This is a genomic window from Chryseobacterium edaphi (assembly GCF_025628985.1).
Classification (GTDB): domain Bacteria; phylum Bacteroidota; class Bacteroidia; order Flavobacteriales; family Weeksellaceae; genus Chryseobacterium; species Chryseobacterium edaphi.
This window is the reverse complement of sequence record NZ_JAOTEM010000004.1, coordinates 137,846-157,635: the sequence shown is the minus strand read 5'-3', so window position 1 is coordinate 157,635 and position 19,790 is coordinate 137,846. Positions and strand designations below refer to the sequence as shown.

The following is a 19,790-nucleotide window of genomic DNA, read 5'->3' as shown; positions in this document are numbered from 1 at the left end:
TACGAATCTAAAATAAAAGTAAAATATGTCAACTTACGTAGTTGTAGGTCTTCAATATGGAGATGAAGGTAAAGGAAAAATCACTGATGTTTTATCGGCAAAATCTGATTATGTTGTACGTTTCCAAGGCGGAGACAACGCTGGTCACACAGTTTATGTGGGTGAAGAGAAATTTGTTTTGCACCTTCTTCCTTCAGGAGTTTTGCAGTGTAAAGGGAAATGTATCATTGCTAATGGAGTAGTGGTAAATCCTAAATCTTTCATTAAAGAAGTTGGTCAGATTGAAAGCAAAGGCTTGAGAACAGACCACATCTTTATCAGCAGAAGAGCGCATGTCATCATGCCTTACCACATTCTTTTGGATACTTACCGTGAGGAAGAGCACGGAGGAACTCAGATCGGAACCACCAAAAAAGGAATCGGACCTTGCTACGAAGATAAAATTGCAAGAATCGGGATCAGAATGGTAGATCTTTTGAATCCTGAGATTTTAAGAGATAAAATTGAGAAAAACTTAAAAGTTAAAAACTCTCTTTTCGAGAAATATTACGGAAAACCGACTTTGGACGTTGAAGAAATCTACAACGAGTATTTAGAAATAGGAAAACAACTTCAGGAAAGAATCGTTGATACTGAATTAGAGCTTAACGAAGCGATCAGAGACGGTAAAAACGTATTGTTTGAAGGAGCTCAGGCGTTGATGTTGGATATCGATTTCGGAACTTATCCTTACGTTACTTCATCTTCTCCGTCAACCGGAGGAGTTTGTACAGGAGCAGGAGTTCCGCCAACTTCACTTAAAAATTTAATTGGTGTTGCCAAAGCGTATTGCACAAGAGTAGGAAACGGACCTTTCCCTTCTGAACTGGATAATGAGTTGGGAGAAAGCATCAGACAAATCGGTGGTGAATTCGGAGCAACTACAGGAAGACCAAGAAGAACAGGTTGGTTAGACCTTGTTTCTTTGAAGCATGCTTGTATGATCAACGGAATCAACAATTTGGTAATCACTAAATTAGATGTTCTTACAGGAATTGAAAACCTGAAAATCGTTACGCATTATAAAACGGAAGATGGAAAAATCATTGATTACTTCACTTCTTCAACAGAAAAACTATACAACTACGAGCCAATCTATAAAGATTTACCGGGTTGGACAGAAGATTTAACCAAAGTAAGAAGCTACGACGAACTTCCTGACACAGCTCAGAAATACATCGAGTTTATCGAGGAATACTTGGGAATCAATGTTTACTTGGTTTCTGTAGGTCCTGAAAGAAGTCAGAACATCATCAGAAAAGAATTATTCTAAGAAAATTTATTTTCAATATAAATTAAATCCTGCGAAAGCGGGATTTTTTTTGTTTTAAATGGTAATAATTTTACAGTTGTTATTTTTAACATAGTTAAATTTTTATTTTAACATCATTATTTCTTAAATGATTCTGTTTTGATAATTTTTTGGCAAATATTTTGATATTGTTTCAATGATTTATTCAAACAATATAGAAAACTAATAATTGCAATATATTAACAATTTTAATTTTTATCGTGATGAAACACCTACAAACCAACCAGGATTTCCGTTTTAATGAAATCCTTTTCGAAGGCCGAAACAAACAGTACGGCGCTTATGTTTTAAGAAATGAATCAGACAGAATCCTAACCAAAGCACTCTTCGTAGGTGTTAGTTTATTGGCTGCAATTTCGATTACACCAATGCTGATCTCAGCGTTTAAAACTGTTGAAAAAGTTGTTCCTAATGAACCTATTTACAGACCAGTAGATATTCTTCCGAACGATGATATTGCAAAACCTAAACCTGTTGAAACTGTAAAACCTGTTCAGCCAGTTGCTCCGCCAAATATCAAACAGATAAATACTACTGTTCCTACACCAACTAAGGAAGCGATAGAGTCAGCACCTATTAAAAAGCCTGATGATGCTGTTGCAGGAATAGTGGATAACGTAAAAGGTGTTCCAGCTCCTGTGAATACATATATTCCTCCAATTCCAACGGTAGGAACTGGTACAACAAAAGCTAAAGATCCTATTACAATACCTCAAGGTTCTGACAACTCTGTTAAAGATGCAAACGAATTAAGTGTTTCTGCAAATTTCGAAGGTGGAATTGAATCTTTCAGAACTAAAGTAACAAATAGGTTTGATGGTTCTGGTTTTTCTAGTGGTGATTTAATGAAAACTACGGTAACTTTTATCGTAGAGAAAGACGGAACAATTTCAGGATTAAAAGCTGATGGTAAAGATTCAGACTTCAATGCAGAAGCAATCAGAACTATTAAAGCAGTAAAAGGAAAATGGACTCCAGGAAAAAATAAGAATGGTGATGCTGTAAGAAGTTATTTCAAATTTCCAATTTCTATGAAGTTCGACAATTAAATATATTCAAAAACAAGTTTTGACACTTATCCACAAAATACTACATTTTGTGGATAATTTTTTTTAATGTCTAAAATCCTTATTAACAATATTTTAACTCATCTTTCGTTTTACCCATTCCTTGAAAGCAGAGAAAAAAGTGTATTTTTGAAACTTAAAGTTCAAGCAATGGCAAAAATCATAGGTATCGCTAATCAAAAAGGTGGTGTAGGAAAAACTACAACAGCTGTCAACTTAGCCGCAGCATTAGGGGTATTAGAGAAGAAAATATTAATCATAGACGCAGATCCGCAGGCTAATGCGACATCTGGTCTTGGAGTTGAAGAAGTACAGTATTCTACATACAATTTGTTGGAGCACAGTGTTGAAACGAGAAACTGTATTCAAAAAACAACCACTCCAAATTTAGATATCGTACCTTCTCATATTGATTTGGTTGCTGCAGAAATTGAATTGGTAGACAAAGACAATCGTGAATACATGCTGAAAAAAGCATTGGAATCTGTAAGAGCCGATTACGATTATATCATCATCGATTGTGCACCTAGTTTAGGTTTGATTACGATTAATGCACTTACCGCAGCTGATTCAGTAATTATTCCGATTCAGTGTGAATATTTTGCTTTGGAAGGTTTAGGTAAACTTTTAAATACAATCAAAAACGTTCAGAAAATTCATAATAAAGATTTGGATATCGAAGGTTTGTTGTTGACGATGTATGACAGCAGATTGAGACTCTCAAATCAGGTTGTTGAAGAAGTAAATGCTCACTTCCCAGAAATGGTTTTTGAAACGATCATCAGCAGAAACGTAAGGTTAAGTGAGGCTCCAAGTTTTGGTGAAAGCATCTTAAATTACGACGCAGAAAGCAAAGGAGCCATTCAATATCTACAGTTGGCAGAAGAGGTTCTGTTAAAAAACGAAAATTTAGTAAAGAATTAAAAAAGTTAGAAGCGAAAAGCCAATAGCTATATGCATGATATGAAAGACAAAAAAAGAGCGATGGGACGTGGTTTAGGTGCGATTTTGAGCGCTGAATCCAAGGCTACGGTAAACTCTGCAACTGATGAAGGCGCAGATAAATTTGTAGGAAATATCGTAGAAGTTTCGATTGAAGATATTTACCCGAATCCTACTCAGCCGAGAACTTATTTTGACGAAAAAGCATTAAACGAACTTGCACAATCCATCAAAAATCTTGGAATAATTCAGCCGATTACTCTTAGAAAAGACGGAGAGAACTTTGAGATTATTTCTGGGGAAAGACGTTTCAGAGCGAGTAAAATTGCGGGTTTAACGTCTATTCCAGCTTACATTCGTTTGGTTAATGATCAGGAATTGCTGGAAATGGCTCTTGTTGAAAACATTCAACGCGAAGATCTTGATTCTATCGAAATTGCTTTGACTTATCAAAGACTTTTAGACGAGATTGGGATGACTCAGGAAAATCTGAGCCAGAGAGTTGGAAAGGACAGAAGTACAATTACCAATTCTATCAGATTATTGAGATTGAGTCCGGATATTCAGAATGCGATCAGAAGCGGCGAAATTTCTGCAGGACATGGAAGAGCGATTATCAGTATGGATAATGATGAGCTTCAGCAGATTTTATTTGATTTAATTATTAAAGATAAATTGAATGTTCGTCAATCTGAACAGGCTGCGACAGCTCTGAAAAATCCAAAATCACCCGCTGCTAAAGCAGTAAAGGCTGAACTTTCTAATAACTACAAAAGAGCTCAGAAAACAATTTCTGATCTTTTGGATGTAAAAGTTGAAATCAAAACTACCGGAAACGGAAAAAAAGGTAAAATTGTACTCGATTTCAAAAATGAAGATGAGCTGGAGTATATTTTATCTCATATTAAATAAATGAAAAAAATACTTTTCACATTTTTTCTTTGTGCTTCTGCGATCGCTTATTCGCAGGTAATTCCTCGTGATACCATAAATCGTGATACGAAAGTAGAAACCGTTCCGAGTGACAGTACAATGCTCAAAAAAATTCCCGAAACTTCTATTGTTGAGACTATTGAAGAGGCAAATGCACCTGCAAAAGTTATTGTAACAAAATTAAATCCAACGAAAGCGGGTTTATATTCAGCAGTTTTGCCGGGATTGGGCCAGTTTTACAATAAAAAATATTGGAAAATTCCCATTGTTTGGGGAGCGGTAGGAGCCGGAGTTGGAATTGCATTGTGGAATCAGAATCAATACAAAAAATACAGAGAATATTACATTGCAAAACTCAACGGAACTCCGAATGAATTTATTGATCAAAGACCCTATTTAGATAAAATAGCGTTGGGAAATGCGCAGGACAGATCAAAAAGACAGAGAGATTATGCCATAGCAATTACGGGACTTATTTATATTTTAAATATTGTAGATGCCGTTGTAGATGCGCATTTGTATGAAGGTCGTAAAGATCCTGATCTTACTTTCACGCCAGCTGTGATTTATGATGACTTTGGAAACAATCCACCAAAAACAGGATTGAGTTTAAGTTTCAAGTTTTAAAATTTTTTTAGATAATATAAATAGCTACTATGAAAATAGCATTAGTTGGATATGGGAAAATGGGCAAAATCATTGACGAGATTGCCACCAAAAGAGGTCATGAAGTTGTTGCCCGATTAAAAGAAACTCCAACTGCTGAAAATTTAAACAATCCGGATGTAGTGATCGAATTTTCTCTTCCCGAAGTTGCTTTCGATAATATCAAAGCTTGTCTGGAAAATAAAGTTCCCGTAATCTGCGGAACGACAGGTTGGCTTGAAAGAAAAGCCGAAGTTGAAAATCTTGCTATTCAGAATGAAACAGCATTTTTATACGGATCTAACTTCAGTTTAGGCGTTAATTTATTTTTTGCTCTGAATGAAAAATTAGCTGATTTAATGAAAAGCGTGGATGAATATTCTTGTCAACTGGAGGAAATTCATCACATTCACAAACTTGACGCTCCAAGCGGAACTGCGATTTCTCTAGCGGAAGGAATTTTCAAGAACAATCCGAAATACGATGCGTGGAAACTTGAGGAAACTCAGGACAAGCAATTGGGCATCTTTGCAATCCGTGAAGACGAAGTTCCGGGAACTCACAGTGTTTTTTACAGAAGTGAAGTGGATGAGATTGAGATCAAACATACTGCTTTCAACAGAAACGGTTTTGCGTTAGGAGCAGTCGTTGCAGCAGAATGGATAAAAGATAAAAAAGGAAATTTTACAATGAAAGACGTTTTGGGACTTTAATTTTGTAACAAAACCACAACTTTGCAAACTAATTATAGAAATTTGTGTAATCATTAATTATTGTTACACATTACTCATTACTTAAATTACAGAATAGGCACAAAAATTTATGAATTATTTTTTAACGTATACAGTTTATGTTCTCATTTTATCAGTATTGATGGGGATTTCCACTTGGAAGCTGTTCAAGAAAATGGGGTATAGTCCGCTATTGGCTTTTGTACCTTTCTACAATTATTTCATTGTCTTAAAAGAAACGAATCATCCGAAATGGTGGGCGATTTTATCGTATCTTCCAATTGTAGGTCCGATCATGATGTCAGTTTTTCATTTATATCTAATGAAAAAATTTGGCAAAACTCTTTTTAAAGATCAATTGCTTACTGTAATTCTTCCTTTCATTTATATGGCAACTGTCAATTATTCTAAAGATGTTGAGTTGGAAGATGAAAATGATCTGTATTTGACAGAAGAAGAAAAAAACTCAAAAAAGAAAGATACTTTTATTGGTTCTATTACTTTTGCGGTTGTTTTTGCTACGATAATCCATGTTTTTTTCACGCAGCCTTTCGGAATTCCTACAGGCTCAATGGAAAGAACATTACTAGTTGGAGATTTCCTTTTTGTCAATAAATGGAGCTACGGTTATAGATTGCCGATGCGACCTTTGGCAATACCTTTCTTACAAGGAACTATTCTTGATACAGGAGAAAAAGGTAATCCGAAAGATGACCCAAAATCGTATGTTGAAGGCGTAAAATTACCTTATGAAAGAATTTTTCAATTCAATAAGCCTCAAAGAAACGATGTTGTAGTTTTCAATTATCCTAGAGATTCAGTACACACATCAATTGACAGAAAAGATCCTTATGTAAAAAGATTGGTCGCTGTTGCAGGTGATACTTTTGAAATGAGGAACGGAAGACTGTTTGTGAACGGCAAACCTGAAACAGTTTTAGGAGATCAGGAAGTTCAGCACTCATTCACGGTAAATACAGGAACGCAATTAGATATTCCGGCATTATACAATACTTACGGATTTTTACCTGTAAGAGAAGCTCAGACAAATACAGGGTTTGAATATACTTTTCAAGGTTTAACAGATAAAACTGCAAAGGATATAAAATCATTACCCAATGTTGTTGATATGAGAGAAAATATTTTCCCAAAAGATTCGGGAACTGTTTCTCATAAATTAAATGCTGAAAAAAATGCTTACACAAAAAGTATAGATACAACTCAATCAATTTTCCCGATCAACAAACCTTGGAATCAGGATTTCTATGGACCGCTTAAAATTCCTAAGAAAGGCGATGTAGTTGCAATCAATCAGGAAACTTTACCTGAATATCAGTGGATTATTTCTCAATACGAACATAATAAACTTGAAAATAAAAACGGTAAAATCTTCATCAACGGAAAAGAAACCAGCCAATATACAATTCAACAGGATTATTACATGATGGTTGGAGACAACAGAGATGCATCATTAGATGCGAGATTCTTTGGTTTCGTTCCGGAAGAAAATATCGTTGGAAAGCCGATGTTTACTTGGATGAGTGTTCAGGGAGCGTTTAAAGACTCAAGTTCTTCATACCAAGCACCATTGAAAGTTCGTTGGGAAAGAATGTTTAAAGCAACAAACACAGGAGATGCCAACAAAACTTCTTATTGGTGGATTGCAGTAATGATTCTTGTACTTTTCTTTGGATGGGAGTATTTTGTAAAACTTTTTAGAAAGAAAAAAACTGAAGAAGATTTATAACTAAATTTGTAAAATAAAAATAAAATGAAGTATTTGAAAAAGTACTTCATTTTTATATATAAAAACAATGCAAAATATATTATTACCGGTATTTTATTTACCACCTATTTCATGGTTTTCGGTGTTTTTAGATCCGGAAAACGAAGTTGTTTTTGAACAATGTGAAAGTTTCCCAAAACAGACTTATAGAAACAGAACCAATATTTACGGAGCAAACGGAAAACTTTCTCTTATCATTCCTATCAATCACACCGGAAAACGAGAAATGAAAGATATCGAAATTTCTTACAGGGAAGATTGGCAAAAAATTCACTGGAAATCTATAAAAAACGTTTATCAGGGTTCAGCTTATTTTGAGTATTATGAAGATAAATTTGAAATTCTTTATGAGAAGAAAGAAAAATTTTTGCTGGATTTTAATTTAAAAAGTATAGATATTATTCAGAAAATATTGAAGATAGAAAAGGCACAGTCTTTGAATGAAGAGTATATCAAAAATCCGTCTGAGATTAATTTTAGAGAAAAGTTTTCTACCAAAATTGAGACAGAATTTCAAATGGAAGAGTACTACCAAACTTTCACAGATAAATATGGTTTTCTGAAAGATTTATCAATAATTGATCTTATCTGTAACAAAGGGCCGGAATCTGTGACTTATCTTAAAAATATTAAATAAATCTTATACAATGAAGAAAATAGTATTAGCTGCTTTGTTCTTAGCAGGTTTCAGTTTTTCGTACGCACAGGAAGCAAAAGCTTCGACTAATTCTACAGAAGATAAAGATTTGATGACGTGGTATCATAAAGACTTTACCACTTCAAAAGTCTATGGTGTAAATACCGAAAATGCATATAAATACCTTGAATCTAAAGGTCTTAAACCTAAAACTGTTGTTGTAGGAGTTTTAGATAGTGGTGTTCAGGTTGATCATCCCGGATTATTAAAAAATATCTGGTCGAATCCAAATGAAGTTCCTGGTAACGGAAAAGATGATGACGGGAACGGATATATTGATGACGTTCACGGATGGAATTTTATTGGAGGGAAAAACGGAGATATCGACGTCGACAATATGGAAGTTACGAGAGTTGTAGCAAAGTACAAACCAGTTTTCGAAGGTGATGATTCTACAAAAAACAAAGCAAATCAGGCAAAAATGCCCGAAGAATTTGCAATGTATATGAAATCAAAAGAGATTTTCACAAAAAAAAGTGTGGAAGCAAAGCAAGGGGCTCAGGCAACAACGATGGTTATGGATTTGATACCAAATATGGTTAAATTATTAGGTGGAAAATCTATATCTCAGGAAAACATTGCCGCAATCAAACCTTCTACAGATCAGAAAGATGCCATTGCTTTGCAGATTTTAAATCAGGTTGCTCAAACTCCTGAATTTAAAGGTAAATCTTCAGCTGAATTTGAAAAGTTGATGAATGAACAAATGAAGGAAGCAATGAGTGAGCTTGGTCCAGGAGCAAAGCAATATGATCTTGCTTATGATCCAAGAAAAGAAACTGTAGGTGATAATTATGATGATTACTCTGAAAAAAATTACGGAAACAATCACTATGAAGGTCCTGATGCAATGCACGGAACTCACGTTGCAGGAATCATTGCCGGATCTCCTCAAGGAACTGAAGTACAATATGGTGTTGCAAGCAAAGTTGCAAAAATCATGTCTGTAAGAACGGTTCCTAATGGTGATGAAAGAGATAAAGACGTTGCAAATGCAATCAAATACGCAGTAGATAATGGAGCTAAAGTTCTTAACATGAGCTTTGGTAAACCGGTTTCTCCTGGTAAAAATGTTGTTTGGGATGCATTTAAATATGCTGAAGACAAAGGAGTACTTTTAGTAAAAGCTGCAGGTAACGAAAATGAAGATATTACCGAGCACGTTGCTTATCCTACTAATTTCAAAAATGTTACAGACGAAAAACCTTTAGTAGATAACGTAATCGTTGTAGGCGCAAGTACAAATCATAATGATGCTCTTAGAGCAGGTTTCTCAAATTATAACAAGAATAAAGTAAACGTTTTTGCTCCTGGTGATCAAATATATTCTACGGTACCACACAATGAATATAGATATCTTCAGGGAACTTCAATGGCTTCACCTGTAGTTGCGGGTGCTGCAGCAGTATTGTTGGCTTATATGCCAAATTTAAAACCTGCACAAATTATTGAAGCTTTGGTTAAAACAAGTAATGCAAGTACTGCCAATGAGTTTGGAGAAAAATCTCAGGCAGGTGGTGTAATAGATGTTAAAAAAGCTGCTGAATATGCTTTTACCAATTTCTACAACGGAAAAGCTTCTCAGGTTAAAAAACCGGCAAAAGCAAAAAGAGCTGTAAGAAAATAACAATCAATTATTTAATTGATTATAAAATGAAGCCCGATTTTTCGGGCTTTTTTTATTTTGGTTGTATTTGAATTTTGGCACGGTTTTTTATAGTTATTTTAAGATAATAAACGAAATTGTAAAATCACCATGATTTGAAAACTTAATCATCAATTCAAGTCTATGATTTTATCTCATTAAAAAAATATGCAACTATGAAAAAGTTAATACTTACTGGAATTTTGGGAACATCACTTTTTGCAGTGTCTTGTTCTACCGTTAAAAAAGGAGCAGATGCACAAAGCAACAAATCAGAATTTCTTAAAATGAAAGGAGACTTTCAGATCGTAAGCATCGAATACGACAAACAATATAAAATCAAACCTTTCGACGAAGGTGCAGATGCACAATGTTTTGTTGGTAGTCACTGGAGATTCATTCCAAATAATTATACGGGAGCTTATACTTTAAATGGTGGTGGAAAATGTCCTTCTTTGACACAACCAATCAAATTTGAAGTAAAAGACGGAAATACATTTTTATTCAAAAAAATTCAGGATGGTACAAAAGCTAAACAAAATACTGTAGGTTATACACTTGATGTAATCAATATGACAACAGATCAGTTTTCTTTAGAACAAAATGTACCATTTGACGGAAGTACAGTAAGAGTTGTTTACAACTTCGAAAGAGCTGGAATGAAGTAATTTAATATTTAAAATAAACATTATGAAATTTAACAAAACATATATAGGAGCATTTTTCTTATCATCAGCTTTATTGCTTACAAGTTGTGAAGCAGTACAGAATTCTAATCACCAGCAGAGAGGTACCGCAGTTGGAGTCGCATCAGGAGCGGTAATTGGCGGTATTTTAGGAAACAATGTGGGTAAAGGTAAAAATGCGGCTTTAGGTGCAGTTTTAGGAGGTGTTATTGGTGGTGTTGCCGGTAACGTGATTGGTAATAAAATGGATAAACAGGCTAAAGAAATCAAAGAAACTTTACCTGGTGCAGAAGTTGAAAGAGTAGGTGATGGTATTAAGATTACTTTGAATGAAAGTATTGTAACATTTGCTTTCAATTCATCTGATCTTACTTCAGTTGCTAAAGCTAATTTGGATAAACTTAATCAGGTTTTGGTAAACAATCCTGATACAAATATCAATATCTACGGTCATACAGACAGTGTAGGTGCAGATGATTACAATCAAAAATTATCTGAAAGAAGAGCAAATTCTGTAAAATCCTATTTGATTTCTAAAGGAATTGCTTCAAGCAGAATGTTTGCTTTGGGTGAAGGTGAGGCAATGCCTGTAGCTTCAAACGATACCGATGCGGGAAGAGCAAAAAACAGAAGAGTAGAGTTTGCAATTACAGCGAACGAAAAAATGATCAACGACGCTCAGCAAGGGCAATAATCATTAACATACAAATATTATCATAAAAGACCGCCTTGGCGGTTTTTTTTGTATTTTTATACAGCATATTTTTTTTGCTTTAAATTCACTATTTTTGCAATCGAAATAACATAAATGAAAAAATATCTAAAACTGCTTCGCGTAGAACAATGGGTAAAAAATCTTTTTGTTTTTGTACCTCTATTTTTTTCAGGTAATATCAAAAATTTAGATTTACTCAGCAAAAGTGTTTTCGCTTTCATCATATTTTCGTTGGCTGCAAGCATCGTTTATATTTTAAATGATTACAATGATATTGAAGCAGACAGACAGCATCCAGAGAAAAGAAGAAGACCTTTGGCGAGTGGTGCGATTTCAAAATCAAAAGCACTCTCAATTCTTGGAATTTTGGCTGTCATAAATATTGCTTTAATTCTTTTTGCTCAATTTTATTTTAATCAAATTCTTTGGAAGTTTGCAACTATTATCGGAATTTATTTTGTGATGAATCTTGCATATACTTTTAAATTAAAACATGTTCCCATAATTGATATTTTCATTATTGCGACAGGATTTGTCTTAAGAGTTCAGGCTGGAGGATACATTACTGGAATTTTCATCTCACAATGGGCAACATTATTAACATTTGTTCTGGCATTGGTTTTAGCCATCGGAAAAAGAAGAGGAGAATTAATTAATGCTCAGGTTTCAGGAAAAACAAGAAAAGCTTTGGATGGTTATAATGTGCAGTTTGCAGATATAGCTTTGTCGATCTCAGTGACTTTGGCGATTATCTGTTATCTGATGTTTACATTGTCTCCGGAAGTTCAGGAAAAATTTCATTCAAGAGTTTTTTACACTGTAATTTTTGTTGTTTTTGCATTTTTGAGATATTTACAACAGACTTTGGTTTATAACAGAACTGAATCTCCGACCAAAATCGTTTACAGAGATCGATATATTCAAATCACTTTAATGTTGTGGGTTGCTGCATTTTTAATTCAAATTTACTTTAAAGAATAGATACACAGAATGAGAATGAAGGAAAATAAAGAAAACTTTGTGTTGATTGCCTCTGGATTAAAAAAAATAAATAATTGCTGATGAAGCCGAATTTCATACAAAAAGTTACGAATTGGGGCAATTTTCCGATTGTGGAAAAAGAAATGAAGTCTGAAGACAGCTACAAAAAAATAAAAGAATTTGTACTCAATCACAACGAAGTCATTGCACGAGGAAACGGAAGATGCTATGGCGACGCTTCTTTGGGCGAAAATATATTTTCATCTAAAAAATTAAATAAATTCATCAGTTTCGACCGTCTAAATGGCATTATAGAATGTGAATCAGGAGTTTTGCTTTCAGAGGTTCTTGAAATTTCTGTTCCTCAAGGTTATTTTTTATATGTAACTCCAGGAACAAAATTTGTTTCAGTAGGAGGTGCGATTGCTTCCGATGTTCATGGGAAAAATCATCATGCTGAAGGATGTTTTTCGGAATATGTTATTGAATTTAAATTAATGACAGAAAATGGTGATATCATCATTTGTTCTAGAAATGAAAATTCGGATAAATTTTGGGCGACGATTGGTGGAATGGGATTGACAGGAATTATCCTATCAGCTAAATTTAAACTTAAAAATATTGAGACCTCATACATTCGTCAGGAAAGCATCAAAGCTGAAAATTTAGATGAAATATTCAGACTGTTTGAAGAAAGTGAAAGCTGGACTTACACAGTTGCGTGGATTGACTGCCTCCAAAGAGGTAAAAATATAGGAAGAAGCATTTTGATGCGTGGTGAACATGCTTATCGTCACGAATTATCAGGAAATAAGACCGAAAATCCTTTAACTTTAAAGAAAAAAGTATCTCCTACTGTACCCTTTTATTTTCCGGGATTTGTTCTAAATGCTTTGACGGTAAGACTTTTCAATTTTTTATACTATAAAAAACAGTCAAAAAAAGAAGTGAAGAATTTTGTGGATTACGAAACATTTTTCTATCCTTTGGATGTTGTAAATGACTGGAATAAAATCTATGGAAAATCAGGATTTATTCAATATCAAATGGTCATTCCGAAAGAAACAGGGAAAGATGGAATGAAAAAAATCCTTGAAACTATTGCCAATAGCGGAAATGGATCATTCTTAGCAGTTCTAAAACTTTTCGGAAAAAATAATCCTGAAGCTTACAATTCTTTTCCTTTTGAAGGGTACACTTTAGCTTTAGATTTTAAGGTCAATTCAAAATTGAAAAAATTAGTTGATCAACTTGATCAGATCGTTCAAGAGTTTGGCGGCAGAATTTATCTTACAAAAGACAGCATGAGCAGATCTTCATTGACGGATTATCTCAAAAATGTTCAAAGCTCAAAATTTGTGTCTTTACAGCACAAAAGAATTTTAAATAATAAGTAGAATGATAGTTCTGGGAAGTACATCCGAAGTTGCGCAGGCTTTTGTGGAAAAGGCATTGCAGGAAGGTGAAAAGTTTGAAAGAATCTATCTTTTTACCTCAAATAAAGAAACTACAGAAAGATTTGCAAGACATATCGACGTGAAATTTCTACAACAATCCGAAATTATCGAGCTTGATCTCACAAAAGAAATCAATTATCAGAATTTTGATTCCATCAATTCGAGTCTATTGTTTTGTGCGACTGGATATTTGGGAGAAGCAACCGAAGAAGCTCTTTACGACAACAAAAATACACAGCGAATTATAGATATTAATTATTCGAAGTTAGTTCCTTTAATCAATTATTTTGCTCAGAAATTTGAAAATAGAAGATCGGGAACGATCATTGGGCTTTCATCGGTTGCCGGTGACAGGGGAAGACAGAGTAATTTTATTTACGGAAGTTCAAAAGCAGCTTTTACAGCTTATTTAAGTGGACTGAGAAATTATCTTTTTGAAAAGAAAGTTCATGTTTTAACCGTAAAACCAGGATTTATGGCAACTAAAATGACGGAAGGTTTGCCATTAAATCCAAAATTGACTGCTACTCCAAAGCAGGCCGCAGAATGCATTTACACAGCATTCAAAAAACAGAAGAATGTTACATACGTTTTACCGATTTGGGGCGTTATAATGATGATTATCAGAAATATTCCTGAGTTTATTTTTAAAAAATTAAAGCTTTAAAAGTCATTTTGAAAGATAAAGTAATTTATAAGTCCAATTCATTTTCAATTAATGTATTTATTTTCTTTTTAGGATTTATTTTTTTTAGTCTTGCGATTTGGCTCACGTTCACTTCTCTAAAAAATCATCAGGATGATAATTCAAGAATTGTGGTTTATGTAATTGACTTTATATTTCTCATTGGTTCATTGGGTTCGTTATTTTATTTTTTGAAAACTCAAATTATTAAAGTAACAGAAAATTATTTGATTCTTTCGTATCAGTTTTTACCTTTCTCGAGGAAAATTTTAATTAATCAGATTAAAGGTTTTAAACAGAAATCAAAACCTGTAAAATATTCTAAAGGATTATTTGATAAAGCGGAAACTGTTCATACAATATTTGAAACATTTATCATTTTAAAAAATAATGAAAAAATCAGAACATATTCTTTGACTGATTTTGAATTTTATGAAGTAAGAAAATTAGTTGAAAAAATAAAGAGAGGAATAGGGCATTTTGATGTTGAAAAGTGAAATGCAGCATATTTATTTTTCAAAATTATCCATAATTCTATTCTTAATAATTTGTTTATTTTTGATTTTCGGATTATCAAATGCTCTGGTAAATAATTAATAAATCCATATCAGTTATTAAAACTATGAAAAAATTGTATTGTTTTGATTTTGACGGCACTATTACCTATAAAGATACCATGTTTATGTATCTTAAATTTTACAATCCATCAAAATTTCGGATGCAGTTTGTAAGACATATTCCGCTTTTCATTTTATTAAAACTAAAATTGGCTGAAACTGAAAAAGTGAAAAAAAGTTTTATCGGGTCAATTTTAAAAGGTCAACTTCAGACAAAAATAGAAGAAAAATCGAAGCAATTCTTTGAGGAAAGTTATCCCAAAATTGTCAGAGAAAATGCTCTTGATTTTATTGAAAATATAGACAGAGAAAATACCGAAAGCTTAATGGTAACAGCTTCGCTTGATATTTGGGCAAAACCTTTTGCTGAAAAATTACAGATGAATCTTGTCGCTACTAAGGCAGAATTCAAAAACGGGGTTTTTACGGGAAATTTTATTGGTAAAAACTGCAACGGAAAAGAGAAATTAGAAAGGATAAAAGCAGAAATTACAGACGCTAAATACGATAAAATCATAGCATTCGGGGATACTTCCGGAGATAAGTATATGCTCAAGTGGGCAAATGAAGGACATTATCAATTTTTTCACTAATTTTGAAAGATAAATATTGATTATGAATAAACTTCTTATGTTGCTTTTGGCAGTTATTATGAGCTGTACAAATGCCTCGTCACAAAAGTCAAAAGATATGCAGGCAAAAGGAGAAATTCTTGCTTCTGAATCGCAGGGTGGAGCAGATCAGGCTGGTTTTAAAATCATAAAAGATCAGACAGAACTACAAAATAGTATTACACAAAATTTTAAAAAATCAGGAATGGAACCTGTAATGGAAATTCCTGTTTTTCAAAAAGATAAGAAATTTGTTTTATATAATTTGGGAACTTTCAATTCTGGAGATCATAAGGTAAATGAAATTAGAAGTATTTCGGTAAAAGATAATGTTTTATACGTTGAAGTTCCGGAATATCAGTCTGGAGGAATGGCAATTCAGGTAATGTCAAATCCTTGGTTTATTTTTTCAGTTCCTTCAAATTATCAGTTCACTTCAGTAGAATTAAAATATTCAAAATAAAAATGAATAAAATATATTTAGATAACGCTGCTACAACGCCACTTTCAGAAGAAGTTATTGATGCCATGGTAGAAACCATGAAAATGAATTTTGGGAATCCGTCTTCAACCCACAGTTTCGGACAGGATGCTAAAATTTTAATTGAAAATGTAAGAAGGCAGGTAGCGGATTATCTTCATGTGAGTCCGGCAGAGATCATTTTCACCTCTTGCGGAACAGAATCTAATAACATGATTATCAAGTCAAGTGTAGAACATTTGGGTGTTGAAAGAATCATCAGTTCTCCGATGGAGCACAAATGTGTTTCTGAGAGTATTTTAGATATGAAAAAAAGGAAAGGTGTTGAGGTCGCTTACATCCGTCCCAATGAAAAAGGGGATATCGATTTAGACAAGCTTGATGAATTGCTTAAAGCTTCCGATAAAAAAACTTTGGTGAGTTTAATGCATGCCAATAACGAAATCGGAAATATTATAGATATTAAAAAAGTTGCTCAGATTTGCAAAGAAAATAATGCATTGTTCCATTCTGATACAGTGCAGACAATGGCTCACATGAATTTAGATTTATCTGAAATTCCTGTAGACTTTGCTTCTTGCAGTGCACACAAATTTCACGGACCAAAAGGAATTGGTTTCGCTTTCATCAGAAAAGCCAGCGGATTAAAAGGTATTATTACCGGTGGTCCTCAAGAGAGAAGTTTGAGAGCAGGTACAGAAAATGTAAGCGGTATTGCAGGTTTAGGAAAAGCTCTAGAGCTATCTCTTAAAAATATGGATGCATATACTAAACATATGCAGGACATTAAACAATATACTATTGATCAGGTTTCAGAAGCAATTCCAGGCGTAAAATTCAATGGAAGAAGTTCTGAGCTCAATAACAGTTTGTATACAGTTACAAGCCTTTTGTTACCCTATAAAAATCCTTTAATTGGTTTGCAGTTGGATATGAAAGGAATCGCAGTTTCTCAGGGAAGTGCTTGTTCTTCCGGAGCTTCAAAACCTTCAATGGTCATGATGATGGTTCTTTCTGAAGACGAAATGGAGGAATGTACACCATTGCGAGTTTCATTCAGCCATATGACGACAAAAGAAGATATTGATGTATTTGTAAATGCATTGAAAGAAATTTCTAAAGATCTGATCATAGAAAATACAAATGTTGAGCATAGATAAGCTATTCACTTAAAAGTGCTAATTTTGATCTAAGAAATTAAATAGAATATTAATAATTAAAAATAAAAAAATGGCTTTAGAAATTACGGACAGCTCGTTCCAGGAAACAGTTTTAAAATCTGATAAACCAGTATTGGTAGACTTTTGGGCAGTATGGTGCGGACCTTGTAGAACTTTGGGACCAATCATCGAAGAAGTAGCAGCAGATTTTGAAGGGAAAGCTGTAGTAGGAAAAGTAGATGTAGATAATAATCAGGAAATTTCTATGCAGTATGGTATCAGAAATATCCCTACAGTTCTTATTTTTAAGAATGGTGAAGTAGTTGATAAATTAGTTGGTGTAACTCCAAAAGAGATCATCGCTGAGAAATTAAGTGCACACTTATAAAAAAATCACTTTGATAATGAATGCTTTCCGTATCGGGAAGCATTTTTTTCATTAAAATACTTGCAGATTCGCATTAAAGTTGTATTTTTGCAACCACAATAACAGAAGATAATATCTGAGTTAAAGTAAGAGATCCGGTAGTTCAGCTGGTTAGAATGCCGCCCTGTCACGGCGGAGGTCGCGGGTTCGAGTCCCGTCCGGATCGCAAAAGTTTTTATTCAATTTACTTTTAAAACAAAATTGATCCGGTAGTTCAGCTGGTTAGAATGCCGCCCTGTCACGGCGGAGGTCGCGGGTTCGAGTCCCGTCCGGATCGCAGAAAGTTTTCTCAATTTACTTTAAAAAAATTGATCCGGTAGTTCAGCTGGTTAGAATGCCGCCCTGTCACGGCGGAGGTCGCGGGTTCGAGTCCCGTCCGGATCGCAGGAGTTTATTCAAATTTCATCAAAACCCCTTAAAACGAATGTTTTAAGGGGTTTTTTATTTTTCATCATTTCGTTAAAAGGTAATATAAAGCAATTTAGGAGGGGATAATTCGAGACCAATTTTTTAAAAATCAAAATTGGTCCCTCGATATTTAGAAGTTTTACTTCCCAGAAAGGTGAGCATATTTCTAAAATTGAAAAATTTCGAGGGACCAATGTCGAAATTGGTCTCGAATCAACTAAAAATTGGTCTCGAATTGAGTATTAAATTGATGCTTTTTTACCTATTAATTTTTGATTTTTAAGTTTTATTTATCATAGAGCTGTGATTATTCTTTTTTATTTCTTAAAAATCGAGGGACCAATGCCAAAATTGGTCTCGAATTGACAAAAAATTGGTCTCGAATGAAGAAAATTGAGGTCATTAAAAGAACTGGAGTGCCTTTTAATGAAGGATTTTTATTGCTGTAATAAATTGTAGATAAAAAAAATCGTAAAAATTTATTTTAATCTATAATTATCTTACTATGAGTACGCATTTATCCATTCTTTTCACAGTGAAAAGATCAAAAATTTCATCAAAAGGACTAGTTCCTATTCACTTACGTGTGACCGTTGATGGCAAGAGGCTTGAAATTACAACAGGCAGATTCATAGAACCTGAAAAATGGTGTACTGAATCCGGCAAAGTGAAAGGAAGATCAGCGGATGTTCGGGAAATTAATACCTATCTCGATATTTTAAGATCAAGAATTTACGCCATTCAAAAAGATCTGATCCAATCGGGAGAGATTATATCTGTTGAAGAGATCAGAAATAAGCTAACTGGAATAGAAGACAGTAAAAAACTGCTTCTGTTAATCTTTAGTGATCATAACCTTAAGATGGAACAGTTAATAGGCAATGAATATGCAAAAGGAACTTTAGTTCGTTATAAAAGCTGTTGTAGACATTTAAAAAATTTCCTTCGATTCAAGTATAATTTATCTGACATTGATATTTCCAAAGTCAATCTTGAGTTCATCAATAATTTCGAACATTACCTGAGAACCAAAGATGAAAACCCGTGCAGCAATAATTCAGCAGTTAAGTATATAAAAAACCTAAGCAAGGTCATTCGAATTTGTCTTGCCAATGAATGGCTTAACCGAGATCCTCTGATTGGATATAAATCGAAATACACAGAAGTTAACAGAAAATTTTTAGATGAAGCTGAGTTGAGAAAAATTGAACTTAAGGAATTTAATATTGAAAGGATCGAGATCGTGCGTGATATGTTTGTTTTTAGCTGCTATACAGGGCTATCATTCATCGATGTTCGTAATCTTACTGCTGATCACATCGGAGTAGGAATAGACGGACGAAAATGGATCTTTACTGCCCGTCAGAAAACGAAAATTTCTTCTCATATACCTTTGTTAGATAAGGCAGAAAAAATTCTTTTAAAATATAAAGATTATCCAATGGGTGGGTATAGAGCAAAAAAGTTGCTCCCAATCCCAGCAAATCAAAAAATGAATTCTTATCTGAAAGAGGTAGCTGACCTTTGTGGAATAACAAAAGAATTAACCTTTCACATTGCAAGACACACTTTTGCTACAACAGTAACTCTTTCAAATGGAGTATCTATAGAAAGTGTAAGTAAAATGTTGGGACACAAGAGTATAAAAACAACGCAGATTTATGCAAAGATTATGGACAGAAAAGTCAGTGATGAGATGGACTCATTAGGCGATTTACTCAATAAAAAAGAAAAATCCTTGAGAGGTATTTCTTAAAAAATCTTC

20 protein-coding genes and 3 tRNA genes are annotated in these 19,790 nt (G+C 33.8%); all 23 read left to right on the top strand.

Annotated elements, in window-relative coordinates; all coding sequences use genetic code 11:
- Positions 1-25: 25 nt before the first annotated feature.
- The 23 genes from NZ698_RS15160 to NZ698_RS15050 all read left to right on the top strand — a co-directional run bounded on the left by NZ698_RS15160 (position 26) and on the right by NZ698_RS15050 (position 19,781).
- Complete coding sequence (locus tag NZ698_RS15160; RefSeq protein ID WP_263004046.1) at positions 26-1,312, top strand: adenylosuccinate synthase; 1,287 nt, start codon at positions 26-28, stop codon at positions 1,310-1,312.
- Between the two features lie 242 nt (positions 1,313-1,554).
- The gene (locus tag NZ698_RS15155) at positions 1,555-2,400 is read left to right on the top strand and encodes an energy transducer TonB (RefSeq protein ID WP_263004045.1); all 846 of its coding nucleotides are present in this window, start codon (positions 1,555-1,557) and stop codon (positions 2,398-2,400) included.
- A 168-nt stretch (positions 2,401-2,568) separates the two neighbouring features.
- Positions 2,569-3,342 carry a ParA family protein gene (locus tag NZ698_RS15150; protein WP_263004044.1) on the top strand — a complete coding sequence of 258 codons (774 nt, stop codon included), beginning with the start codon at positions 2,569-2,571 and terminating at the stop codon, positions 3,340-3,342.
- Positions 3,343-3,381: 39 nt separating this feature from the next.
- Complete coding sequence (locus tag NZ698_RS15145) at positions 3,382-4,272, top strand: ParB/RepB/Spo0J family partition protein (RefSeq protein WP_263004043.1); 891 nt, start codon at positions 3,382-3,384, stop codon at positions 4,270-4,272.
- The gene (locus NZ698_RS15140; protein ID WP_263004042.1) at positions 4,273-4,920 is read left to right on the top strand and encodes a DUF5683 domain-containing protein; all 648 of its coding nucleotides are present in this window, start codon (positions 4,273-4,275) and stop codon (positions 4,918-4,920) included. It abuts the gene before it with no gap.
- A gap of 29 nt (positions 4,921-4,949) precedes the next feature.
- On the top strand, positions 4,950-5,651 hold the full coding sequence (gene dapB / locus NZ698_RS15135; RefSeq protein ID WP_263004041.1) for a 4-hydroxy-tetrahydrodipicolinate reductase: 702 nt from the start codon (positions 4,950-4,952) through the stop codon (positions 5,649-5,651).
- 109 nt (positions 5,652-5,760) lie between these two features.
- The gene (lepB, locus tag NZ698_RS15130; protein ID WP_263004040.1) at positions 5,761-7,416 is read left to right on the top strand and encodes a signal peptidase I; all 1,656 of its coding nucleotides are present in this window, start codon (positions 5,761-5,763) and stop codon (positions 7,414-7,416) included.
- 67 nt (positions 7,417-7,483) lie between these two features.
- On the top strand, positions 7,484-8,092 hold the full coding sequence (locus NZ698_RS15125) for a WbqC family protein (protein ID WP_263004039.1): 609 nt from the start codon (positions 7,484-7,486) through the stop codon (positions 8,090-8,092).
- 10 nt (positions 8,093-8,102) lie between these two features.
- Entirely contained in the window at positions 8,103-9,779 is a 1,677-nt protein-coding gene (locus tag NZ698_RS15120) for a S8 family serine peptidase (protein WP_263004038.1), read from the top strand.
- A gap of 194 nt (positions 9,780-9,973) precedes the next feature.
- A complete protein-coding gene (locus NZ698_RS15115) occupies positions 9,974-10,465 on the top strand; it encodes a lipocalin family protein (protein ID WP_263004037.1) in 492 nt (163 codons plus the stop codon).
- A gap of 22 nt (positions 10,466-10,487) precedes the next feature.
- Entirely contained in the window at positions 10,488-11,177 is a 690-nt protein-coding gene (locus tag NZ698_RS15110; protein ID WP_263004036.1) for a YiaD family glycine zipper/OmpA-like lipoprotein, read from the top strand.
- 114 nt (positions 11,178-11,291) lie between these two features.
- The gene (locus tag NZ698_RS15105) at positions 11,292-12,179 is read left to right on the top strand and encodes a decaprenyl-phosphate phosphoribosyltransferase (RefSeq protein WP_263004035.1); all 888 of its coding nucleotides are present in this window, start codon (positions 11,292-11,294) and stop codon (positions 12,177-12,179) included.
- Positions 12,180-12,259: 80 nt separating this feature from the next.
- Positions 12,260-13,576: an FAD-binding oxidoreductase gene (locus tag NZ698_RS15100; protein WP_263004034.1), complete on the top strand. Its 1,317-nt coding sequence runs from the start codon at positions 12,260-12,262 to the stop codon at positions 13,574-13,576.
- A gap of 1 nt (position 13,577) precedes the next feature.
- Positions 13,578-14,303 (top strand): SDR family NAD(P)-dependent oxidoreductase, encoded by a 726-nt coding sequence (locus NZ698_RS15095; RefSeq protein ID WP_263004033.1) that lies wholly within the window; start codon positions 13,578-13,580, stop codon positions 14,301-14,303.
- Positions 14,304-14,311: 8 nt separating this feature from the next.
- On the top strand, positions 14,312-14,818 hold the full coding sequence (locus NZ698_RS15090; RefSeq protein ID WP_263004032.1) for a hypothetical protein: 507 nt from the start codon (positions 14,312-14,314) through the stop codon (positions 14,816-14,818).
- Between the two features lie 125 nt (positions 14,819-14,943).
- Complete coding sequence (locus NZ698_RS15085; RefSeq protein ID WP_263004031.1) at positions 14,944-15,531, top strand: HAD family hydrolase; 588 nt, start codon at positions 14,944-14,946, stop codon at positions 15,529-15,531.
- Between the two features lie 22 nt (positions 15,532-15,553).
- Complete coding sequence (locus NZ698_RS15080) at positions 15,554-16,012, top strand: hypothetical protein (RefSeq protein WP_263004030.1); 459 nt, start codon at positions 15,554-15,556, stop codon at positions 16,010-16,012.
- Positions 16,013-16,014: 2 nt separating this feature from the next.
- Entirely contained in the window at positions 16,015-17,190 is a 1,176-nt protein-coding gene (locus NZ698_RS15075; RefSeq protein ID WP_263004029.1) for a cysteine desulfurase family protein, read from the top strand.
- A gap of 70 nt (positions 17,191-17,260) precedes the next feature.
- Positions 17,261-17,578 (top strand): thioredoxin, encoded by a 318-nt coding sequence (gene trxA, locus NZ698_RS15070; protein WP_047445614.1) that lies wholly within the window; start codon positions 17,261-17,263, stop codon positions 17,576-17,578.
- Between the two features lie 131 nt (positions 17,579-17,709).
- Positions 17,710-17,783 (top strand) — tRNA-Asp (locus NZ698_RS15065).
- A 37-nt stretch (positions 17,784-17,820) separates the two neighbouring features.
- Positions 17,821-17,894, top strand: a tRNA-Asp gene (locus NZ698_RS15060).
- 33 nt (positions 17,895-17,927) lie between these two features.
- Positions 17,928-18,001 (top strand) — tRNA-Asp (locus NZ698_RS15055).
- A gap of 529 nt (positions 18,002-18,530) precedes the next feature.
- A complete protein-coding gene (locus tag NZ698_RS15050; RefSeq protein ID WP_263004028.1) occupies positions 18,531-19,781 on the top strand; it encodes a site-specific integrase in 1,251 nt (416 codons plus the stop codon).
- Positions 19,782-19,790 lie beyond the last annotated feature (9 nt).